This window comes from Rhodoplanes roseus (assembly GCF_003258865.1).
GTDB lineage: Bacteria > Pseudomonadota > Alphaproteobacteria > Rhizobiales > Xanthobacteraceae > Rhodoplanes > Rhodoplanes roseus.
The window spans coordinates 1-259 of record NZ_NPEX01000889.1; the positions used below are offsets into that span (position 1 = coordinate 1).

Annotated in this window: 1 protein-coding gene; it reads right to left on the reverse strand. The window is 64.5% G+C overall.

Annotated features, from left to right (window positions below):
* On the reverse strand, nt 1-259 hold a 259-nt coding region (locus CH341_RS32880), incomplete at both ends, for an RES family NAD+ phosphorylase (RefSeq protein ID WP_146604805.1).

Genomic DNA, 259 nt, shown 5'->3' on the forward strand with positions numbered 1-259 from the left:
GATGAAATCGGCGAGAAGCTCCACATAATGCGCTTCGTCGTCGAAGATGCCGATGAAGGCGAGCTCACGCGTCCTGTGGAAGCCGACCTCCGCCGTCGCCGTCACCACATCGTCGGCCGCGTACCAGGCGCCGCGCTCGCCGGAATTGAAGCGGTTGCCCGTCGGGCGCGTATAGGTGAAGGCGGCGTTGATATGGCTCTCGCCATAGACTTTGAGATCGTGCGCGCGGCGGGCGAAGACCAGTTCGCGCCGGTCGAGC